This is a genomic window from Viridibacillus arvi, from assembly GCF_001274945.1.
Classification (GTDB): Bacteria; Bacillota; Bacilli; order Bacillales_A; family Planococcaceae; genus Viridibacillus; species Viridibacillus arvi.
Window position 1 is genome coordinate 1,698,163 of the sequence record NZ_LILB01000005.1, and the last position, 21,522, is coordinate 1,719,684.

A 21,522-nucleotide genomic window follows, 5' to 3' on the forward strand; every position below is an offset into this window, starting at 1 on the left:
CCTCATTAAGAACGTATTTGTAAATGTTCTGTAATCGGGCCTAATGCTAAGGCTGGCAGGAAGGTCAATGCACCAATCATCAAGACAATAGCAATAAGCAAGAATGTGAACATCGGATTGTCGGTTTTCAATGTCCCCACCGAATCACTGTGCCATAACTTTTTCGCTAGAAGCGACGCAATGGCTAGTTGAATAATGATAGATAGATAGCGTCCAAAGAACATAGCAAAGCCAGTGGTCATGTTCCAAAATGGCGAGTTATCAGCTAAACCTTCAAACCCTGAACCATTATTTGCTGAGGATGAGGCATATTCATATAAAACCTGTGATAATCCATGTGCTCCCGGATTTGTAATTCCTGCGATACCAGCAGTCGTCGCTACAGCAAGAGCTGAGAATAACAATATAAGTGCCGGGTGGATTAAAATGCATAGTGCAATTAATTTCATTTCTTTCTCTTCGATTTTTTTGCCCAAAAATTGTGGGGTACGTCCGATCATTAAACACGCGATGAAAATAGTTAACATGACATACATCATCATGTTCATTAATCCAACACCCTTACCCCCAAACACGACATTCAGCATCATATTAAACATTGGCACCATACCACCAAGCGGCGTTAAAGAATCATGCATATTATTTATTGAACCTGTCGTAAAGGCCGTAGTTACCACTGTAAACAACACAGATTGGGGGATACCAAAGCGCATTTCCTTTCCTTCCATACTACCTATATCTTGAGAGATACCTAGATTATTAATTATGGGGTTACCTGCACTTTCTGCTATGTAACAAGTAACTAAACCAATGAGGAGAAGAATGCTCATTGCTGCAAAAATAACCAAGCCTTGTTTGCCAAATAGCGTTTTCTGACGTCGCTTTGCTACCATTAAACCGAATGTCACAACACAAGCACCAGGCAATAACATCATAGATAGCATCTCCACAATGTTTGAAATGACTGTTGGATTTTCAAATGGCGTGCTTGAATTGGCTCCGTTAAAACCTCCACCATTTGTACCGATGTGCTTAATCGATTCAAGCGATGCAATAGGGCCTAGTGCAATATCCTGCATTTTCCCTTCTATTGTATGAACTGTTTCGTTACCCTTTAAAGTTTGTGGCGAACCTTGGGCTACTAAAATTAACGCCACTATAAATGAAAGAGGTATTAATAAGCGTGTTATCACACGTACAAAATCCACAAAGAAGTTTCCGATTGTATCCGATTTTGCTACCAATCTACGACAGAATGCCATGCATGCAACATAACCTGTCGCAGCCGATGTGAACATCATGAATGTAATGACAAGCATCTGAGCCAAATAGCTTAACCCTGATTCTCCGCTATAGTGTTGCAAATTTGTGTTTGTCATAAATGAAATAATCGTATTGAATGACAACGTGGCTTCCATGTTATCGATATCATTTGGATTAAGAAATAAAGTCGACTGAATCCGTAATATCAAATAGCCGATGAATATCATAATTGCGTTTGATAGAATGAGCGCTATTACATATTGTTTACCGGTCATATCAACTTGCTTGATTCCACAAAATTTATAGATAATGTTATCCACCCGATTCATTACCGGATCAAGCCATGTCTTTTGCTGCATCGTCACTTGATACAAATAATGACCTGCTACAATGACAAGCGGTAAATAAATGACTAGCACTAAGGCAATCTGCCACATATTTATTTCCCCCTATAGGTTTATTAATAGTTTTCTGGATAGAGCAATGCATAACCTAAATAACCAAACAATGAAACAATAATGATACCTATTACAACCCACATAATAAGACCCCCTTAATTATCTACTTGCTTATAACACCAAGCCGTTAGCCAATAGAGACTAGCAAAACTTAGGATTAATGCAATGACCATATATAAATCCATCAAGTCAATCACTCCTTCTATTGATTTCATGGATAATCATAATGCAGTTAAAATTAATGTAGTGTTAGAAAAGGAGCTAATTGTATTAAAATGGTATTAAGATTCAATCTTAATACTGTCTTAATGCTAGTTGAGGCTATAATAAGAAGGAGGTGAAGATTGATGGAATACATGCGACCTAATCCTGATGCTATTTTAGCTAAGGTAAAAAGACTGGAATCAAAAGAAGCATCGGGAAGCCTAAAGATATTTCTTGGGTATGCTGCTGGAGTAGGTAAAACGTATTCAATGCTCGATACTGCCCATCAAGTCAAAAAGCTAGGTTTGGATGTAGTTGTTGGCTATGTTGAACCACACCCCCGACCAGAAACAGCTGCTTTACTCGACGGACTTGAGATGATTCCCACTAAAAAAATTAACTATAAAGGAAAGTCATTTGAAGAATTGGATATAGATGCAGTGCTTGAACGTAAACCTGATCTTGTACTGATTGATGAACTAGCGCATACAAATGTTCCAACAATGCGCCATTTAAAAAGATTTGGTGATGTTCAAGAATTATTAGCAAAAGGAATTCATGTTTATACAACTGTTAATATCCAACATATTGAGAGTCTCCATGATTTGGTTGAAGAAATTACGGGTGTGAAAGTAAATGAACGTATTCCAGATTATCTGATTGATAATGCTACACAAATTAAACTCGTAGATATTGAACCTGATGATCTAATTCAAAGATTAAAAGAAGGCAAAATTTATTACACTCAACAGGCCGAAAAAGCCATGCAACATTTTTTTCAAAAAGCGAACTTAATAGCACTCCGTGAAATAGCTTTGCGTAGGACAGCCGATACAATTGATTATCAGAAAACGCAAGAAAGCTGTTCACTATTCCATACCTCTCAAATTGAGGAGCATATTTTAGTAGGTATCAGCAGTTCACCTACAAATGCAAAAGTAATCCGAACTGCAGCGAGACTTGCTCAAGCCTTACACGGGAAATTCACTGCACTTTATGTACATAACAAAGATATGAAGGATGAAAACGAGGTTAATTTAGAAAGGTTACAGCAGCATATTAAACTAACGGAGCAACTTGGAGGTCATATAGTGACTGTACAAGAAGATGACGTTGCTGCAGCGCTAGCCAATTATGCTCAAATGAGTGGTGTTACAAAACTCGTTATCGGTAGAACAACTACAAAAAAACAGTGGTGGAAACCTAATTCTAAAATCGGAGATCGGCTCAACGAATTTGTGCCTAATTTAGCCATGTATATCGTACCTGACCAAGAAAACGAATCAATACGTTTCCCAGATGTACGATCACAACTAAAATTTAATTGGTATGACTTACTAAAAATGCTATTCGTTTTTAGCTTGGCATCCTTAATTGGTTTGTTCTTTGCAAGAATAGGCGTAAGTGAAGCCAATATCATAACAATATACATTTTAGGCGTGTTAATACTTGCCATTTGGTCGACAAGCTGGATATTTAGCATAATTAGTTCATTGATGGCTGTTCTTATTTTCAATTTTATTTTCACTGAACCAAGGTTCTCATTTGAAGCGTACAACAGAGATTATCCTATGACATTTTTCATCATGTTCATCTCTGGGATAATCACAAGCAGTTTGACTAGGAAAGTAAAAAAACAAGCTCTAAGTGCTGTACAGAAGTCTTACCGAATGGAGGTTTTGCTTGAAACTAACCGTAAGCTACAACAAGCAAAATCGTTACAAGAAATTGTTACAGAGGGTATGTCACAAGTTGTAAAGCTTGTCGAAAAGCCAGCGATGTTTTTTGAGATAAACAATCAACAGATTATGAAAACATCATTTTTCCCAACTGATGTGATGACTAATTCAAAAAATAAAGAGTTGGAAAATCTATTTAATAATCGAAACGAGCGTGCTGTAGTAGCATGGGTCTCCAATAATAAGCAGGTAGCTGGTGTATCTACTGATACGTTTCCTGGAGCAAGTTCTTATTATTTACCAGTTCTTTCTGGTGATGACGTCAAAGGAGTAATTGGTATTATGTTGTCGAAAGAAACACCACTCCCTGCCTTTGAACGACATATTCTGCATGCGATTATGAATGATTTTTCGTTTGCTATTGATAAATGGTATTTACAGAAATCCAATGAGCAAGTTTCACGAGAAGCTGAACTTGAGCAAATGCGAGCAAATTTTTTACGTGCCATCTCCCACGATTTAAGGACGCCACTTACGAGTATTTCAGGCAATGCCGATATACTATTGACCAAAAGCGGCCAAATTGACGATATGCAAAAAAAACAACTATACCAAGATATTTATAGCAACTCAAAATGGCTTGTACAAATGGTGGAGAATCTGCTTGCCGTTTCAAAGCTAGATGATGGGCAACTTGCGATTGAGATGAGGCCAGAACTTGTTGAAGATATTATACAAGAGTCGCTAATGCATGTAGTTCGTAATGAACATACACATCAAATTCATTGTCATGTCGAGCCAGATTTGTTATTCGCTGTGATGGATGCACGACTTATCATTCAAGTGATTATCAATATTATTGATAATGCACTGACATATACTCCAGCAGGAAGTGAGATTATCTTATCTGCAAAGGAACAGGGAGACTATGTGCATATAAGTATTAGCGATAATGGCCCTGGCATTAATGATGCTCTAAAAACACGACTATTTGAACCTTTTACAATAGGTAAAAATTATCGGAGTGATAGCCGACGAGGTCTAGGGCTCGGCTTAGCACTATGCCAAACTATCCTAAGAGTACACGATAGTAAATTAACTGTTTCAGACAATGAACCAAAAGGTACCGTTTTTAGTTTTGTACTTCAAAAAGGAGTTGTCAATGTCGATGAATAACCGAATTCTTGTTATAGAAGATGATAAAGCTATTGGAAATTTGATTAAAATGACATTGAGTACGCAAGGCTATGAATACGATATTGCTATTGACGGTAAATCAGCATTGCAAAAGGTACTTTCAATGCCACCTGATGTAATTATTCTTGATCTTGGCCTACCAGATATGGATGGCATTGAAGTGATTAATAAAATTCGTGGATGGTCCCAAACTCCAATTATTATTGTCAGCGCGCGTGGCGAGGAGCATGATAAAATTCACGCTCTCGATGCAGGGGCAGATGATTATGTGACGAAACCATTTAGCGTAGATGAACTACTTGCTCGAATTCGGGTAGCTCTTAGGAGAGTAAAAAAAGACAGTCTTCTAGATATGGAACTTCCCATATTTACTAATGGTAATTTAAAAATTGACTATTTAGCGAATACCGTATTTATTCGTGGAGAAGAAGTACATCTTACACCGATTGAGTATAAATTATTGGTCGTATTGGCCAAACATGTTGGAAAAGTATTGACGCACAATTTTCTGTTGAAAGAAGTTTGGCAACAAGTATTACCATCTGATGTACCCAGTTTGCGGGTTTTCATGGCAACTTTACGTAAGAAAATTGAAGAGAACCCTGCAAATCCAAAGTATATTCAAACTCATGTACGGGTCGGATACCGAATGCTTCGTTATGAGGAAGAATAATGTAGAGAAAACATTTAATCTATAGGTAGAGCTTTAGCATCTAATACATTAAAAAGGCCATCTAATTAAGTAATTCCACTTAATCAGATAGCCTTTTGCTCCCTATAAAACTCAATTCCTAACTCCCCTTATTACGCCCTTCAGGGAACAAGACCTCCTCAAGTTCATCATCATCCGAAGACTCCGATAACTCAACACCGGAACGATACGCAGCACGAGTAATCAAATGCCCTGCTACAGGAGCTGTTAAAAACACAAATACAATACCAAGTATTAAACGAACACTTATATAGCCTTCATGCGCCCAAAAGTATAAGAACGCACCAAGAAGCGATAGTAGTACAGCTAATGTTGAACTCTTCGTGGCGGCATGTGAACGAGTATACACATCTGGCAAGCGAAGCAAACCAAATGCGCTAATTAAACTCATCAGACTACCACCTAAGATCAATAACACACCTGCCCACTCAATGATCGGATTTACGTTCAACTATAGTGCCCCTCTCTAGATATTTTGAAAATGCAATCGTCCCAATGAACGACAAAATCCCCAAAATCAAAATAACCTCTAGAAACGCCTTCGTCTTCAATACAATTGAAATAATCGCTATCATCGAAAGCAAATTAACACCAATCATATCAAGACCTACTACGCGATCTGGCATTGAAGGACCACGTAAAACTCTGAAAAACGCAACCATAATCGTCAATGCAAATAATGTTAGTGAAATGAGTAATATTGTCTCCTTCATTAGCGTGTCACCTCCATAATTGCTTTCTCAAAGTTACCAATTGAGCGTAATACATCTGCCTTTGACTTCTCCAAATCCATCGCATGAATGTAGAAAAGGTCCCCTTCTGGCGATATTTCCATCACAACCGAACCAGGTGTCAGCGTTAATAAAATTGAAAGAGTTGTAATTTCCAGATCACCATTTAAGGCTGTTTTATATGTGAAAATCCCAGGCTTTATCTTCAACTTCGGACTACAAATCTGTTTCAAAACAAGCTCGCTAGATAATAACAGTTCCCATATAAAAAGAAACAGTAATTTAATGAGTGCAAATAGCCTTTTTAAGTAAAATTGAGTTCCAAAAAAGCGATGCATCAAATACAATATTCCGATTCCAACAACAAATCCCGTCATAAATGTAGAGAAATACGGGGCATCTTCATCTTTCAATAACATCCATAGCACCGCGATAAATATATTCAATAAAAACTGTGCGGGCATCACGTCTCACCTCTTTCCTTCTTATTTTCCGCCGAGCACTGCATCAATATAAATTGATGGGTTAGCTAAAGTATTTGCCGCATCACTTACATAACTGGACAACCCCTCTGCTCCAAAGCCTAGTGCGATCGTACAAATTGCAAACAATACAATTGGAGTAAGCATTCTTTTCGGCAAAGGCGTTTCATCTTCAATACTTATAATTGTTTCGCCAAAAATAGCATTTAAGAAAATACGCAATAAAGAATACAACACAACGACACTCGATATAAACGCCAGTGCTAATAATACGTAAGAACCTGTCTCAATCAGTCCTTGTCCAATAAGTACCTTTCCTACAAAGCCGCTAAGGGGCGGAATCCCAGCAAGTGATACCATTACAACAAAGAACATCCAACCAAAGACGGGGTAATTTCTTATCAAACCACTCATCTTGTCAAAACGCGTCTCTCCAGTTAAATAAATCATCGTACCAGCAAGTAAGAACAGCATAGCCTTCGCTATCATATCGTGCATTAAATAATAAATAGCCCCTTCAAAAGCAGCTTCTGTCGAAACGCTAAGCCCAATTAATACGAAGCCCACAGCAATCACAACATTATACGCAACAATTTGACGTATATCTTTATACGCTAAAGCACCTAAACAACCAGCAATGATCGTCACTGCAGCCATACCTTTTATGAGCATATGCGTCACTTCCGGCTGATGTATGAAAATAAGTGTAAACATACGGAACAATGCATAAATCCCAACCTTCGTTAGAAGAGCTCCAAACAAAGCTGCTACAGCAGTAGGAGGCACACTATATGAACCTGGCAACCAGAAAAATAAAAGTAGACCAGCTTTTAATGCGAAGACAACTAGAAACAGTAAAGCGATTGTCGTCAAAATAGGATCTTGCCCAGCTTCAGCAACTCGTTCAGCCAAATGTGCCATATTCAATGTTCCTAATGTGCCATATAAATAAGCAAGTGCTACTAAGAAAAACCAAGAAGCCAATACATTTATCAGTACATATTTCAATGACTCACGTAGCTGTGCCTTTTCCCCACCAAGCGTAATAAGCACGTACGATGCTAACAACATCACTTCAAAGCAAACAAATAAGTTAAAAATATCTCCTGTTAAAAACGAACCATTTACACCCGCTACTAGCAATAGTACGAATGGATAAAAAAACATATTTTCTCGCTTCTCACCAATAGACGAAAACGCATAAAGCAAACAAATGGCTGTTACAATACTCGTTGTTAATACAAGTAACACAGCAAATGAATCTGCAACAAACAAAATACCGAACGGTGGCTTCCAACCACCAAAATCGAGTCGCATAATACCCGTCTCTTGAATTCTTCCAAGCATTATCACACTTACAACAGCAATTGCTACCATCGTCAACAGACTAATCACACGTTGTGTCTTCACATATGGACGTAAAAACACGAGTGCGATACCAAGCATAATTGGTAAAATTAAAGGAATTACTACAATGTTATTCATTCTCTTGCCCTCGCAATCCTTCCAAGTCATCTGTTCCATTGGATTGATATGTGCGATAAGCTAGTACCAAAACAAAAGCTGTTACAGCAAAGCTAATAACAATCGCTGTTAAAATTAATGCCTGTGGCAAAGCATCTGTATACGGAGCTTCAGCTTCTTTCAACAGCGGTACATTACCCTTTTTAACACCTGCAATTGTTAATATTAATAAATGGACTGCATGCGATAATACAGCAGTTCCTAAAATCACTCGGATCAAATTTTTCGAGAGGATTAAATACGTAGCGACTGCAATTAGCACACCGATTAATAAAATCATTAATGTTTCCATCGTCTACTCATCCTCACTTATGCTTAAAATTATGGTAACAACGACACCAATAACGGTCATTGCCACACCTGCTTCAAATAACACAACAGAGGCTAATTCTGTTTCACCAAAAATTGGTAAATTCAATTTCATAGCAGCCTGTGTCATGAAATCTTTGCCGAAAATGACTGAGGCAAAACCCGTCCCTGTAGCTATCAACACGCCCAATGCCGCAACTAATTTAAAATCAAACGGCATGCCTTTATGGACTGTCTCAATATCTGAAGTTAAGTACATTAATACAATTGCAGATGCAAGTACTAGCCCCCCGATAAATCCTCCACCTGGAGAATAATGTCCTGAGAAGAATAGATAAACGGACAATGTCAAAATGATAAAGACGACAATTTTTGTTACCGTCCGCAAAATTACGTCATTAATTTTCATTGTCTGTATCCTCCTTTCTCGCCTTCAGTTTAATCAGTGTATAAACACCTAAGCCGGCAATAAAGAGAACAACCACTTCAAGCATCGTATCAAAACCACGGAAATCACCTAAGATCGTATTAACGATATTGGCGCCGCCGGCTAGCTCGTATGCATTCTCAAAATATGAAGAAATTGAATCAAATTCATCATAGTACATTACAGCAAATGACATCACCACAACAAGCGCGCCTACTGCACCAGCGATTACTGCATTACTTATCTTCACTGATTTTGGAGAATCTTCTCGTTTCCATTCAGGTAAGAATGAAAAGCAAAGTAAAAATAACACTGTCGTCACGGACTCCACAATAAGCTGTGTCAAAGCAAGATCTGGTGCTCTGAATATAACGAAGAAAATGGATACACCGAAGCCAATAACCCCGTTTAATAAAGTAGCCGTTAATCGTGACTTCACAAAAAGCATAGATATGCCAGCTAACAACATCACAATGATTAACATCAATTCATAAATCTCAACTGGTGCATCATTTGCACTACTATACGCAAATCCACCACTAAATAAGAAATAACCTCCAACCGCTACAATGAAAAATAAATAGATATAAAGGACATATTTCCTTAATGAACCCGTCATATAACTAGTTGTCACCTTATTTGAACCACTTTCTAGTCCCTCTAATAAATGCCTGAATAGCTCATTAAACGAAAAACGATATGGGAATAAACGATACACAGGCTTCCACGTTTTTAATTTTCTGTACAACATTACCCCAACAATAACGACTCCAATCGTCATGAGTAATTCCATATTAATACCATGCCAAGCATGGATTTTAGGTGTCAGTACTTCAGCAGGAGCAAATCCTGGATAAATACTTGCCATTGCAGGTTTCAAAATATATTGACCAAGAACATTTGGGAAAATGAAAATTCCTACAACAAATACACATAAAATAATTGGAGAGACAAGCATTCCTATTGGTGCCTCGTGAATAGGTTTACCCTCACTTTTCTCATAAGGTTTACCGAAGAATGTTTTGAAGATGATGATCATGCAATATACAAAGGTGAAAATACTCGCTACCCATGCTACAACAGGGAATAAAATCCCTATGCTACTGATTGAAAAGATATCAAGATCTCGCATATGAATCGCTGCCGCAAAGAACATCTCTTTACTTAAGAAGCCATTAAATGGTGGCATTCCAGCCATCGACAGACTACCAATGACAGCCACCGTAAACGTCAGAGGCATTAGTGACATCAAGCCTCCAAGCCTCCGCACATCACGTGTACCTAACTCGTGATCCACTATTCCTACCATCATAAATAATGCACCTTTAAAGGTTGAGTGGTTTACTAAATGGAAAAGTGCAGCAAAAGTTGCTTGTGTATAAATAATAGTAGAGTCCGAATAACCCAGCTTAAAGGCGACTGATCCCATACCAAACAAACTCATAATAAGTCCTAATTGACTGACGGTTGAAAATGCGAGTAATGCTTTTAAATCCGTTTGTTTCACCGCATTAAACGAACCCCAGAACAACGTCACAAGCCCAGCTACAGTTACAAGCCAAAACCATATCGCATCTCCACCGAAAATAGGAGTTAACCGTGCAACTAAGTATATTCCAGCTTTCACCATCGTAGCTGAATGTAAATATGCACTAACGGGCGTTGGGGCTTCCATTGCATCTGGCAACCATATATGGAATGGGAACTGTGCAGATTTTGTAAATGCTCCAAATAATATTAATATCATTGCAGGAACAAACAGCTGATGGTCCGTGAATTGACTTACATTACGTATGATTTCATGCACACTATATGAACCAGTCATCATATGCAACATAATAAAACCAACAAGCATTGAAACGCCGCCAGTAACTGTAATGAGCATCGCTTTTTGTGCACCAGCACGCGAAGCTTTACGATGATGCCAAAACGCAATTAGCAGGAATGAAGAAACACTTGTAAGCTCCCAAAAAGCATACAACACCATTAAATTATCGGAAAATACGACGCCAAGCATAGCGCCCATAAAAAGGAGTAAATAGCAGTAAAAATGTTGAAGGGATTCTTTAGCAGATAAATAGAAAATGGAATATAAAATAACTAAGCTACCTACACCAGTAATAAGAAGTCCAAAAATCATACTTAATCCATCTAAATATGTTGTAAAGTTTATATCTAAAGAAGGAATCCAGTTATACGTATGAGAATAAGTATGACCTTCCGCCACAAATGGGATTAATCGAACTAGCATTATAAAAATAATGACAGGTACAGCTAATACAAGCCAGCCTATATGTAGTTTTGTAAAACGCCTATATAGTATTGGAATAAGTATTGCCATCAAAAACGGTATTACAATTGCCAAATTTATTGTCAAAATTCCAAACCTCCTTGTTGCAGTATTCTAAAATCATGTGAATTTTAACTTGAAATGATTAATCGATGGCAAAATACATACCACCATATTAAGAGGCCGACTAAGGCTCTTATAGTGCTTTATTAATGAAAGAATGCAGAATTAGAGGTAAAACAATACGTGGTAAAAAACTAATATTACATCTATTTAATATCTATGAACGCATATTATGGCGATAATATATTTAAAAGGATATAACGAGATTACCTGTAAATTATACAATATTTTCTCGGTTATTTCACTTTTATGCTACTCGAATCATCATAATAGACAACCTTAACACGATAAATAGTCATAAAATTGTTAATTTTTCTTTATCAATATTAAAAAAAGACGAATTTTCTATAGACATAACCTCCATCATGTCATAAAAAACCCGCCGTAATAATAAATCCTCTTTATCTTAATTTCTGATTAACTTTTCCATCTTTCTCTTCTCTATTTCTTTCATTTCTTTTGCTGTTTTAACCTTATCATATAGTTCTGAAGATACCTCAATCGAATATCTACCTACAAAGATTACTTTTTTCAGTTCATCGATTGTTGAACATTCTTGTTCAAGCTCATTTACGATACAACCATATTGCATAAAATATAAAGATTTATTGCCTAGATAATTTTCAACTAAATTTATTGTCTATGTTTCTTATCAAGAGAGGTCCATTCCTTAAAACCTCTTATTCAATAATAATTTTTTACATATTTGGGCACTTGACTATAAATGTATGTGGCATCATAATAAGAAGCCATATGGATGCATATTAGGTATTCGTGATTTTTTCGAACAAAAAGAGTCAACTCTATAAGTGATAAATAACGGATTATTCCTATATGAGTAAAGAAACGTAGGATAAGTAATAAGACGATTATATTAACTATGCTGTTAAACAAAGATTTTCTGTATAAACTATTTGTGAAATCATTGCACTGACACAGTCTGCCATTTATATTCATGCTTCAACTAATCGTATAAAATTTAAACACTTTCATATAAAGGAACAAAATACTAAACACGAGGTGTGAACTGCCGTGAAACATTTAAGAGGACGTATGGACGAGAGTATTTTAGTATGTGCATACTACGGAGCAAATGGAGAAAGATTGATTCGCAGAGGGCATAAAATGGCTAAAATGCTAGATTGTCCACTCTATATTCTAACGGTTGATCCTCAGCCATTTGATAATTTCGATGCTGAGAAGGTTGAATATCTTAACAATTGGCAACAACTTGCGGAAGAGCTAGAGGTAGAGGAATTTATCATTCGCGACAACGAAAAAAAGCCAATACAAAATGTTATTGCAGAGATTGCACACCAATACAATATTACACAAGTCGTTATTGGACAAACTGCACAAAGTCGCTGGGAGGAAATTACGAAAGGTTCATTTATGAACTTACTTCTTAAAACAATCTCCTTTGTCGATTTACATGTCGTTTCTGTTGAACGTCACGTCCGTAATGAAGAAGATGCGATGTTCGAAAAAGGTGTTCGAGCATATTTACTAGAAGACGGTAACGATTATAAAGTAAGCTTTACATGCTCTAAAAACATTTATTACGAAGGTATTTTCTTCAAAGAAGTTGGTACTGATTTTGACAATGGTATATTCAAGTTTATGCATGACAACAAAATGCATGAGGTTCATATTTCTGAAAATCATGTAACAGATTCAACGAAAATCCCAAGTAAATCTCGCCAATAATAAAAGCTGTCTAACTGGTTATTTAATGACCCATTAGACAGCTTTTTCACTTATAAACACCTTTAACTTTTCAATTTCCATTTACGATCTGTCGGTAATGCAAAAGCAACTAAAGCAAATATTGGCAATACAGATATTACAACCATTGTTTTAAAAATTCCATAATGGTCCATCATAATACCAATAACTACTGCTCCGATCGCTCCCATCCCAAAAGCTAATCCAACCGTTAATCCTGCCATAGTGCCAATTTTACTTGGCACTAACTCTTGGGCGTAAACTACTGTCACAGAGAAACTTAGCATAATGAAAAACCCTATTAAAATAAGTAGCACAATAACACCCCACAACGGAACATAAGGCAATATTAAGGCAAGTGGCATCGGTACAAGCACCGATAATAAGATGATATTTTTACGCCCCAACTTGTCTGCCATCGGTCCCCCAAAGAAAGTCCCTACTGCTCCTATTGCTAGGAATACAAAAATAATTAGCTGTCCTTTTTGTATTGTTAAACCATACTTATCCATCAAATGAAAGATATAAAAACTTGTTATATTCGTCACATAAAATGAGCGAACAAATATGACCATCATTAATAAGCCAAGTGCTATTCCTACTTGCTTTTTCGTCATTTGTGGTAAAGAAGAAACAATCCCTCTTTTCTTTTTAGATAAACGCTCTTCCTCTAACTGTTTTTTATACCATGCTGAAATTTTCGATAAAACAATAATTCCTATAGCGGCAACAATTAAAAACCAGGCTGCTCCTTTTTGACCAAATGGCACTAAAATAAAGCCACTAATTAAAGGCGCAAGCGCTTGTCCTGAATTACCGCCAACTTGATATATAGACTGGGACAAACCACGTTTTGAACCTGCAGCCATAAAAGAAACACGTGAGCCTTCTGGGTGGAAAATAGCCGAACCAAATCCTAAAAATATTACTGAAACTAAGATCATCCAGTAATCTGCGGCAAAGGCTAAACCTGCCATACCAATAAATGAGCTAGTCATACCAAGTGGTAATGCATATGGTTTTTGCTTTTTATCGCTAAAATAACCAACAACCGGCTGTAAAACCGAAGCCACCATATTTAATGCGAATGCTATAAAACCAAGTTGAGTAAATGTTAAACCTCGCTCACTTTCTAATACTGGAAACATAGCTGGAATAACAGCTTGTAAAGTATCGTTGAACAAATGACAAAGCCCTATTGCAAACATTATCGGATACACTGGATTCCCTAATGAGTGCGTTTTATTTACTGTCATATTCTTTCATTACAACTCCTTCTGTTTACGAAATAATCAATTTATTCATTATAACAATAATCATCCAATAGGTTTCAAAATTTTCGAGAATATCTCTAATCTTCTAGGGAACACTAACGGATATGATTTGAAAAGGAGCTTGATTTAAATGGATAAAGTTATCGAAATTCATTTTTGGGAGATGATGCTAAGAACTACAACATCATTTATTGTATTGCTCTTATTAGCTCGTTGGCTCGGAAAAAAACAGTTGGGCCAGTTAACGTTTTTCCATTACATTACCGGCATTACAATTGGATCAACCGCAGCGGAGATTGCCGCACAGCATGAAACACCCTTTATTGACGGTCTGATTTCGCTTATATGGTGGGCAGTCTTGACGATGATTATGAGTTACATTGCACTCAAATCTCCTAAAATGCGTGTACTCATTAATGACTCATCAACTGTCATTATAAAAAACGGGGAACTATCTGTGCAGGCATTGAAATCAGCACGTTTACACATGGATGATTTAGTCATGATGCTACGAGAACAATCCATCTTTTCAATTCAAGATGTACAATATGCTATTTTGGAGACAAACGGGCAGTTGAGCGTATTGAAGAAACCTGCAGAGCAAGGGTCGACCAAGCAAGATGTGAAAGCAGATGTATCGATTCCCCCGCATATGCCAATGGAAGTAATTGCAGATGGGGCGATCGTTTGGAACACTATGGAGGAATTAAACTTGTCGGAGGAATGGCTTATGAAAAAGCTTCGTAAAAAAGAAGTTGAAGCTGTTCAAGATGTCTATTATGCTCAGCTACAACCCAATGGCTCTTTATATATTTGCGTCCGTGATAAGGATTTATAAAAGCCATATCCATGAAAACTGAACTCCTTGCTAAAACTATAACTAAAACTCGAATTTACTCAATAAATTGAAGTAATCTGTTATTCAATTTGCATAAAATCAAGTGGCGTGACGATACCTAGTAGCTTTCGTTTACCATGCTCTGTCATAGGAAGTACTTCAATTCAGTGTCTACTTTCTATTGCTCTTTGCGTCATTTTTGTAAAAGGAACATTTCTTTCTCAATTCAAATACTTAATTTACAATATATATGAAGCTGCGACTTTTACTTCCTAAAAAAACGCAGCTTTTTATTCATTTAGAAATTATCTTCAAAGTAGAAGTTCATCTTGTTTTAACAAACTCACATATCAAAAATATAACTCCTTTTATCTGATATACCGAAATGTATATTTTCATTCAAGAAAATAAATAAAAAACCTTGCTGCTAATGCAACAAGGATCTGAATGTCGTTTATTTTTCATATATATTTTGCAATGCTTTCCTCATCGGCTCTCGGACATTTACCTTTTCGCGAATAGCCTTTGCTTTTTGCTCAGCTGCTTCGATAGTGGATGCTTGCCCTAGTTCAATTAGCGTACCAACCGCTACGGTACCTGCACGGCCCCCACCACCGCCACAATGGAAAAACACCCTTTTGCCATCTTGATAAGCAGATAATACTTCATCAACTGCATGCTGAATTGAAGCTTCAATCCTCTCCGCTTCTTCTGCAATTGGGGCATGTACTCTATTATAAGTAACTTTTTCTGGTTCTTTCACACGTAAATCGATGACAACATCAATTTTTTCATTCATAACAGCTTCTTCTGCATCTGCTGCTCCTCCGAAGAAAATTCGATCACCTAATAAAGCCTGATATTTTTTCTCCACCATTAAACACCTTCTTTAATAAGTGATTTTATCTCCTCGAAACGTGGCATTGCTGTAATCGCACCTGCTTTTGTAGCAGCCATTGCGCCTAATTGATTGGCAAAGAATACACAGTTGTAAGCATCTTCCATTGTTTTCGGTATTCCATATAAATGTGCATGTCGTAAAACACCTGCCATAAAGGCATCACCAGCACCAGTAGAATCCACACATGTAATAGGGATTGACGGTACATGTTTCACTTCACCATTCAATACGACATATGTGCCTTGCGCACCAACCGTAATCATTATAAAAGAAATATTGTATTTTGCTAACGCTACAATTCCCTCTTCTAGTGTTGTGGTTTCTGTTAAGAAGAGCAATTCTTCATCAGCCAACTTTAGCATATCCACACTTTGTAAAAATGTATTTATAGTATCATAACAAACTTTTTGGCTTTCCCAACGTAATGGGCGAATATTGGCATCCATCGCAAGTAATGCATTATGTTTTTTAGCTAATGCTACTGCTGCACGAGTTGTTTCAAGTGCAGTCGGATGGAACATAGTATTTGAACAGATATTAAATATAGAAGCACGTTTAAATGCTTCTTCTTGTAAATGCTCAGGCTCTACTTGTAAATCAGGTGTTTCATCAATATAATTCGTGAAAATGCGATCATTTCCTTCAGTTAGATGGACATGTACACCACTTACACGTTTTTCAGGGACAATTTTAGCATAATTCATGTTTACGCCCTCTTTGTCTAACTCATTACGGACGAATTCAGATGTTTCATCATCCCCTGTTATAGTGATTAATGCAGAAGGCGCACCGATGCGACTAATTCCTGCAGCTACATTTACAGTAGCACCACCTAAAAACTTAGTAAACGACGTGTTAGTCATATCATTGGCAATAAAATCTACAAACGCATCTCCATATACGAGAACGAATTCTTTTTTTGAGTCTAACATTCACAAACTCCTCCACAAAATATCTTACCCCTAGCGTACCATGAAATCACCCATCGAAAAAGTTTCTTTCCGTATTTTTCGACATTTTTCGTCAAATTAAGGAGAAGCTCCCTTTCAACCTTTAATTCGTCATAGGCACAAACACTTATAATCGGAAATTAACGCCTCTATTTGCTATACTTAAGCCGAAGGAGTTTGATAAAAAATGATGATTACTGTAAGAAATGCTGAACTAGCTGACGGCAAATTTGTCGCACCACTTATTATTGAGGCAATAGGAGATATCGCAAATCGTATGACAGGGGAAACAGAACCTAAAGCTATCGAAAGCGAATTAATTACCTTATTTGAGCGCACAGATAACCGTCACTCATACCTCAATACATATGTTGCAGAACATAATGGTCAAGTAGTCGGTACTCTAGTAATTTATTCAGGCGATGCCGCACCGCAAATGGATGCCAACTTAGAAACATGGCTACAAGAAAAAGGTGCTGAAATACCAAAAGTGGATAAAGAAGCTCATGAAGACGAATATTACGTCGACACAATTTGCATCAATCCTGACTTCCGTGGTAAAGGAATTGGAACAATTCTTCTAGAATTCTCCGAACAACTAGCACGTGAAAAAGGTTATAAAAAAATATCATTAAACGTAGAAACTCAAAAAGAAAAAGCGCGCAAACTATACGAACGTATGGGATACGTCGTCACAGAACCATGGACAATCATAGACGAACCATTCCACCATATGGTTAAAACACTTTAATGCTGAAGGCGCTCGTCCAGACTCGACTGGCGTTGGAGGGCTCGAACACAAGACGCTTTTTGTCTTGTGCCGAGAGACCGAAACGACCTAAGAGTCTAGCGCCTGAAGCTGGATACACTTAATGCTGAAGCGGTCAGCTTAACCCCGACAAGCAAGGCTCGAATCAAAGTCGCTTTTTGACTTTGACCGAGAGACTGAAGTGACCTCGAGGGGCTGGCTGCTGAAGCTGGATAGCCTAAATTATCGACTTTCTATTGTCTTTCAAGATGCCATACAAATACAATTTGTATTCTTAAAATTTCCTTATCACTACAACTAAAATAAAAACATGAGTTTCTTTAAAAGATGCTCATGTTTTTTGTGTAAAAATTAATACTACATAGTAAACTTCCCTCTTCACAAATTCAAAAAAAATGTTATACTATCCTCTTGGTTGATTCTAATCTGGCCAATAATAGGAGTTGTTTATATGAATAAAAATTTATTTTACTCACTATTAGTTGTACTTGCGGCTAGTAGTTACGGAATATTGTCCACTATTATAAAGGTAGCTATGCAACACGGATTTGATTCAGCTGAGGCAGTTACTAGCCAATATGTTGTTGGATTTTCACTAGCCTTGCTGCTCTTTATTTTTACACAACGTAAGTTACCTAGACTATCTAAAAAAAGTCTGATTATATTACTTTTAGCCGGAATTTTCACTGGTACGACAGGGATTGTTTACGGAAAATCTTTAAATTATTTACCTGCTTCTTTAGCAGTTGTTATGTTATTCCAATTCACTTGGGTTGGCATGCTGATCGATTGTTTACTACATCGTCGCTTACCAAAGCGTGAGGAAGTCATTTCTCTTATTTTCCTCTTCGCGGGAACAATTTTAGCAGCCGGGATTTTGGACGTTGATTTAAGCGGTATTGCTTGGCAAGGTTGGGTATTTGGTTTTGCTGCTGCAGTCAGCTTCTCTATTTTCATCCAAATCAATTCAAGACCAACTGAAGAAATTTCAACAATTGCACGGATGTTGATTATGTCATTCTTTGCACTTGTTTTAATATCTATTTTCTTATCACCTGAAATTGTTTGGAATGGACAATTATTTGGTGCTGGACTTTGGAAATTCGGCTTACTACTTGGGGTATTTGGTATAATTTTACCGATTTTATTATTCACAATCGCTGTCCCTAAAGTAGGTGGTGGTATGGCTTCTATTCTAAGTGCTATGGAACTACCTGTAGCAATTACCGTTTCGGTTGTTGTGCTACATGAATCTTTAACTTGGATACAAATTATAGGGATTATTCTAGTATTAATCGGTATGACTTTACCTACTCTATTGACAAGAAATAAAGCAATTTAGACAAAACTTCACACTTATTTTGCAAACTCTCTCTTCTTTTTTGGTACAATCAATCGTATTGAATAGAAGGGAGCTTTTTTTATGCGCAAAATTGCACTAACAGCATTAGCATTAATTTCAAGTGTTGCACTTGTAGCTTGTAATGACAATGAAGAAAAAAATACAGATAAAGTCGAAAAACAGGAGGTTAAAGCTGCTGTTCTTAAAGCTGATGTAACTGTTCCTAAAAAAGCTGAAGTCGGTGACAAAGTTGAATTTAAAGTAAAAGTAACAGAAGATGGAAAAGTTATAACAAATGCTTCAGAAGTAACGTTCGAAGTAGAAAATGCTGATACCCATTCAGATAAAATGTTAGAAACTAAAGTAAACAAAGATAATGACTATGTAGCTGAAATGACAGTTAAAGAAGCTGGTAATTATGAAATTACAGCACATGTAACAAATGGCGAGGGTCATGAAATGGTCGATGCAGATATGAAGGTTGCAGGAGAAGTTGCAAAAACTAAAGACAATGATCACGATTCAACAGAAGCACATGAACATGCACATGGAGATACTACTGCTACTTTCTCTCAAACAACTGCTAAAAAAGGTGAGAACACTAATTTTAGTGTCACTATACAGCATGACGGTAAAGCACTGACAGATGCAAGAGTTCGTTTCCAAATTACTAATAATGCTACTGAAGAAGCAGGATGGTTAACTCTAAAGGAAAAAGCAGACGGTACTTACGAAGTCAAAAATACATTCAATGATGCAGGTACTTATAAAGTGACTCTGCATGTTGAAAAAGGCAAAGAGCTTCATTTCCATGAAGAAAAAACATTTACAGTGAAATAAAAGTACAAGTCCCATGAGTTAATTACAATGGATAGATGTGGCTCATGGGATTTTTTTACACCCTTACATTTATCTAATATATTCATTTTCACTATCATTTAATAATCAATCATAGTTAGTATATTTCTACAGGTAAATATTAACGTTTCAAAAAAATCCAATCTATATCAAATCGTTTATTGTTCATAAGACTCAATAAAACCAAATATACGCTAATAGCTCCGTCTACTATACCAGTTTCATATTTTAAGTATGTTAAATCCGAAGTACAATCTGGAAAATGATTTGCATTATCCCAGTTTACATTATCAATGAGACAATCTAATAGCACGTTAATATGAGTTATAAATTCATCTTCTTTACTATCTTTATATAGTAAAAACGCTTCATACATAATCCCAGCAATTCCATGGCAAAAAATTGTCGATGTCCTTTTACTTGTGATTCTAAATGCCTTTAGAAATGCCAAATAATTATTTATATAAAAATTCTTCATCTCAAAATTTTCTGTAGCTTCTGCTGCTAAAATTAATGATCTATTAACACCAGTCAGTCCATAACACCAAGATGAGTTAATCGATACATTATATTGATTATTGTGGGTGAAAGGTAAACGCTCGGGAAACGTCGTAACACCCATTGTGACAAATGAATGATCTTCGAAAAAAGAAATTAACTTTAATATTGTAAGATCTAAATCCTCTACCTCTATCAACTCTAATTTTGCTATAGACAAAATAGAAAGTATTCCAGATAAACCATGAGCAGTTCCTAGATTTACATAATCAGAACTTTTTGATGGTAAACAAGATGCTTTTTTCATCTCCGAATTTGCATATGCAATTACTTTAACAATTAATTTATTGATCAGTGTTGCAAAATTTTTATGATTTTTAAAGTGCAGCATGTACCTAATAATACCCACTATACCCGAGAAAATATCGTATTTAGATTCATTTGAAAGATGCTGATTACCATCAAAATTCTTTAATAGCGCTACACTTCGAAATTCTATTAAATCATTTAATGATGTTAAATATTTGTTATACCCGCCCTCACTAGACATAGTTAAAACAGAAGCTCCTAGTCCACAGAGTCCTTGAAATAAAGAGATATCTAAATGATTAAGTTCCATTTTACTGTTCAGTTTCTCTAAATGTCCATGTGCTAATATATCCCACTCGCCGGAAGGGTCTAATTTATGTAAACTGGAAAACAACACGCATAGACCTGGTACTCCATAACTTAAAGTATGCTCAATACTAGAATCAAACTCGATATCTGATTGTTGTTTTGCAAAATTGATAACATCCTTTTCAAACAGCGTTGTACATTTTTCTCTCAGTTCTAAGATTTGTATCAATAATGTCCCCTCCTTTATTCTGTATAAAAAAGTAAAAAACTATTGAATATCACTTGATAGATTAAAGGTATTCGTAGACTAATAAAAGAGATACTTTTTGTTAAATGAAAGTGAGAACAAA

At 36.5% G+C, this 21,522-nt stretch carries 21 protein-coding genes; 7 read left to right on the forward strand and 14 right to left on the reverse strand.

What is annotated here, in order from left to right:
- Positions 1-5: 5 nt before the first annotated feature.
- Together kdpA and kdpF are read right to left on the reverse strand one after the other, a co-directional pair.
- On the reverse strand, positions 6-1,700 hold the full coding sequence (gene kdpA / locus AMD00_RS17285) for a potassium-transporting ATPase subunit KdpA (protein ID WP_053418224.1): 1,695 nt from the start codon (positions 1,698-1,700) through the stop codon (positions 6-8).
- Positions 1,701-1,723: 23 nt separating this feature from the next.
- Positions 1,724-1,804: a K(+)-transporting ATPase subunit F gene (kdpF, locus tag AMD00_RS24345; protein ID WP_076034203.1), complete on the reverse strand. Its 81-nt coding sequence runs from the start codon at positions 1,802-1,804 to the stop codon at positions 1,724-1,726.
- Between the two features lie 264 nt (positions 1,805-2,068).
- Here kdpF and AMD00_RS17290 point away from each other — a divergent pair, with 264 nt between their 5' ends.
- Together AMD00_RS17290 and AMD00_RS17295 are read left to right on the forward strand one after the other, a co-directional pair.
- Positions 2,069-4,780 (forward strand): sensor histidine kinase, encoded by a 2,712-nt coding sequence (locus AMD00_RS17290; RefSeq protein ID WP_053418225.1) that lies wholly within the window; start codon positions 2,069-2,071, stop codon positions 4,778-4,780.
- Positions 4,773-5,474, forward strand: coding sequence for a response regulator transcription factor (locus AMD00_RS17295; RefSeq protein ID WP_053418226.1), 702 nt, complete (start codon positions 4,773-4,775; stop codon positions 5,472-5,474). The genes AMD00_RS17290 and AMD00_RS17295 overlap by 8 nt, the downstream gene beginning before the upstream one ends.
- Before the next feature lie 118 nt (positions 5,475-5,592).
- Here the strand turns inward: AMD00_RS17295 and AMD00_RS17300 are convergent, their stop codons facing one another.
- The 8 genes from AMD00_RS17300 to AMD00_RS23600 all read right to left on the reverse strand — a co-directional run bounded on the left by AMD00_RS17300 (position 5,593) and on the right by AMD00_RS23600 (position 11,991).
- Positions 5,593-5,964 carry a Na+/H+ antiporter subunit G gene (locus AMD00_RS17300; RefSeq protein WP_053418227.1) on the reverse strand — a complete coding sequence of 124 codons (372 nt, stop codon included), beginning with the start codon at positions 5,962-5,964 and terminating at the stop codon, positions 5,593-5,595.
- Positions 5,942-6,226 carry a Na(+)/H(+) antiporter subunit F1 gene (locus AMD00_RS17305; RefSeq protein WP_053418228.1) on the reverse strand — a complete coding sequence of 95 codons (285 nt, stop codon included), beginning with the start codon at positions 6,224-6,226 and terminating at the stop codon, positions 5,942-5,944. The genes AMD00_RS17300 and AMD00_RS17305 overlap by 23 nt, the downstream gene beginning before the upstream one ends.
- Positions 6,226-6,708 carry a Na+/H+ antiporter subunit E gene (locus AMD00_RS17310; protein WP_038180789.1) on the reverse strand — a complete coding sequence of 161 codons (483 nt, stop codon included), beginning with the start codon at positions 6,706-6,708 and terminating at the stop codon, positions 6,226-6,228. The genes AMD00_RS17305 and AMD00_RS17310 overlap by 1 nt, the downstream gene beginning before the upstream one ends.
- A 21-nt stretch (positions 6,709-6,729) precedes the next feature.
- On the reverse strand, positions 6,730-8,211 hold the full coding sequence (locus AMD00_RS17315) for a Na+/H+ antiporter subunit D (protein ID WP_053418229.1): 1,482 nt from the start codon (positions 8,209-8,211) through the stop codon (positions 6,730-6,732).
- Positions 8,204-8,542, reverse strand: a complete 339-nt coding sequence (locus tag AMD00_RS17320) for a Na(+)/H(+) antiporter subunit C (RefSeq protein ID WP_053418230.1) — start codon at positions 8,540-8,542, stop codon at positions 8,204-8,206. Before AMD00_RS17320 ends, AMD00_RS17315 begins: the two co-directional genes overlap by 8 nt.
- Positions 8,543-8,545: 3 nt before the next feature.
- On the reverse strand, positions 8,546-8,968 hold the full coding sequence (locus tag AMD00_RS17325; protein ID WP_038180798.1) for a Na(+)/H(+) antiporter subunit B: 423 nt from the start codon (positions 8,966-8,968) through the stop codon (positions 8,546-8,548).
- Positions 8,958-11,366, reverse strand: coding sequence for a Na+/H+ antiporter subunit A (locus AMD00_RS17330; protein ID WP_211258669.1), 2,409 nt, complete (start codon positions 11,364-11,366; stop codon positions 8,958-8,960). The genes AMD00_RS17325 and AMD00_RS17330 overlap by 11 nt, the downstream gene beginning before the upstream one ends.
- Positions 11,367-11,805: 439 nt before the next feature.
- Positions 11,806-11,991 (reverse strand): hypothetical protein, encoded by a 186-nt coding sequence (locus tag AMD00_RS23600; protein WP_053418232.1) that lies wholly within the window; start codon positions 11,989-11,991, stop codon positions 11,806-11,808.
- Between the two features lie 440 nt (positions 11,992-12,431).
- On the opposite strand from AMD00_RS23600, the gene AMD00_RS17340 reads away from it, so the two are divergent.
- On the forward strand, positions 12,432-13,106 hold the full coding sequence (locus AMD00_RS17340; RefSeq protein WP_053418233.1) for an adenine nucleotide alpha hydrolase family protein: 675 nt from the start codon (positions 12,432-12,434) through the stop codon (positions 13,104-13,106).
- A 62-nt stretch (positions 13,107-13,168) separates the two neighbouring features.
- On the opposite strand, the gene AMD00_RS17345 is transcribed toward AMD00_RS17340, so the two are convergent.
- Positions 13,169-14,380 carry an MFS transporter gene (locus AMD00_RS17345; protein ID WP_053418234.1) on the reverse strand — a complete coding sequence of 404 codons (1,212 nt, stop codon included), beginning with the start codon at positions 14,378-14,380 and terminating at the stop codon, positions 13,169-13,171.
- A gap of 148 nt (positions 14,381-14,528) precedes the next feature.
- On the opposite strand from AMD00_RS17345, the gene AMD00_RS17350 reads away from it, so the two are divergent.
- Positions 14,529-15,236, forward strand: coding sequence for a DUF421 domain-containing protein (locus AMD00_RS17350; RefSeq protein ID WP_083446267.1), 708 nt, complete (start codon positions 14,529-14,531; stop codon positions 15,234-15,236).
- A gap of 454 nt (positions 15,237-15,690) precedes the next feature.
- Here the strand turns inward: AMD00_RS17350 and AMD00_RS17355 are convergent, their stop codons facing one another.
- Together AMD00_RS17355 and AMD00_RS17360 are read right to left on the reverse strand one after the other, a co-directional pair.
- Positions 15,691-16,113, reverse strand: a complete 423-nt coding sequence (locus AMD00_RS17355) for a protein-tyrosine phosphatase family protein (RefSeq protein ID WP_053418235.1) — start codon at positions 16,111-16,113, stop codon at positions 15,691-15,693.
- Positions 16,113-17,069 (reverse strand): carbohydrate kinase family protein, encoded by a 957-nt coding sequence (locus AMD00_RS17360; protein WP_053418236.1) that lies wholly within the window; start codon positions 17,067-17,069, stop codon positions 16,113-16,115. The genes AMD00_RS17355 and AMD00_RS17360 overlap by 1 nt, the downstream gene beginning before the upstream one ends.
- Before the next feature lie 205 nt (positions 17,070-17,274).
- Between AMD00_RS17360 and AMD00_RS17365 the strand changes: the two genes are divergently transcribed.
- From AMD00_RS17365 to AMD00_RS17375, 3 genes are all read left to right on the forward strand, one after another.
- Complete coding sequence (locus AMD00_RS17365) at positions 17,275-17,838, forward strand: GNAT family N-acetyltransferase (RefSeq protein WP_053418237.1); 564 nt, start codon at positions 17,275-17,277, stop codon at positions 17,836-17,838.
- A gap of 469 nt (positions 17,839-18,307) precedes the next feature.
- Positions 18,308-19,198: an EamA family transporter gene (locus tag AMD00_RS17370; protein ID WP_053418238.1), complete on the forward strand. Its 891-nt coding sequence runs from the start codon at positions 18,308-18,310 to the stop codon at positions 19,196-19,198.
- An 81-nt stretch (positions 19,199-19,279) separates the two neighbouring features.
- A complete protein-coding gene (locus tag AMD00_RS17375) occupies positions 19,280-20,038 on the forward strand; it encodes a FixH family protein (protein ID WP_053418239.1) in 759 nt (252 codons plus the stop codon).
- A 139-nt stretch (positions 20,039-20,177) separates the two neighbouring features.
- Here the strand turns inward: AMD00_RS17375 and AMD00_RS17380 are convergent, their stop codons facing one another.
- Positions 20,178-21,401, reverse strand: coding sequence for a lanthionine synthetase C family protein (locus AMD00_RS17380; RefSeq protein WP_053418240.1), 1,224 nt, complete (start codon positions 21,399-21,401; stop codon positions 20,178-20,180).
- Positions 21,402-21,522: the final 121 nt, after the last annotated feature.